Here is a 1,202-nt window from a genome sequence, read left to right as displayed (position 1 = left end):
TTCCTATCCCTACCAGTTGAGGTTGAGGACGTAAAGTCGGTATCTCCSCATCTAGTAAAGGTTTGATCTGCTTTTGAAACGGTTCATAYACCTTYTYYGACYAATTGCTTGCTGCTTTTGGGCTAAATCATTTGTTCAAGACCTACTTCCTTTATCACGTTCCCTTGTTTTTCTTTTCTTGTCAAGGTTAGTTAAATCCAGACTTACTCCTAGTTAGCTACTCTCATTACTTCTTGATCACTATATCTATTCTTCTTCGGATACCTTTTTATCAAATCCAACTTTATAAAAAAACCTTGAAAGGGTTTAGCCAATCAAGGAATAAATAATATATTCGTTAAATTTCCAATCTACTAATAAATCAAGGTAATACTTATCATTTTCTTCTATTTTCTTTAAAAATTAGCAATCTTACCTATATCCTATATTGTATGTAATCTAATAATAAAAGCACGTGTTGCCTACCGTAGACAATCAAGTGCTTTAAGTTCATATGTTTTTAAGTAGCATAAATTTGTAAGTTTTATAGTAACAGTGTGTTACCTTTTGTAGATCACGACAAATACTATATTAAATCTTACGAGTTTGTATGAGTTCGTTAGTTTAATATACATTCCATGTGTTTATATTTATCGCCCGGTAAAATGTCATMTAGCCTAAGCTCGTACTTTGTTTTCTATTCTATCATTGCGCGTAATACTCTATGATGGTACAACCATCATGAAGTACGAACTTCAAAATGACCTTTTCTTTTTTTGTACACTTCACATATACCTTGTTTTTCATATATATGTGTATCAAACACTACAAACTTTATCACTTTTGTAAATTGCCATTATACACCTATCTATCTTTTTCATCCTCTTCATATGCTAATGCAATTGTTACTATTTCCTCTGTTGATAACTCTTCATCATGTCAAAAAATTAAGTCACTTGGAGCTGGATGAGGTACATTACTTTCTAATATATCAATATATTCACTATATTCACTCACTTCTTCATCAGACAACTTCGGATTACATATTTTGTCTACAAATTCAATTAATTCCTCTTTAGATAGTTTATTTTCCGTAACATTCATCCTTTCCTAAATCAATGTCCTTTTTTCCTAAAATGATATGCTGGATCTAATATGTTTTGATGCGTTTTTGGTGAAGTAATTATTAAATTATCAAGATTATATACTTCTCCGCCTTTATC

General features: G+C 30.9%; 2 pseudogenes. Both read right to left on the bottom strand.

Annotated features, from left to right (window positions below):
* Positions 1–843: 843 nt before the first annotated feature.
* A pseudogene (locus AC1DRF_RS28635) lies at positions 844–1,083 on the bottom strand (bacteriocin immunity protein).
* Between the two features lie 11 nt (positions 1,084–1,094).
* A pseudogene (locus AC1DRF_RS28630) lies at positions 1,095–1,202 on the bottom strand (colicin); the annotation flags it as partial.

The organism is Priestia sp. P5_B4 (assembly GCF_056400385.1).
The sequence above is the reverse complement of the archived record's forward strand: the minus strand, read 5'-3'. Positions and strand labels throughout refer to the sequence as shown.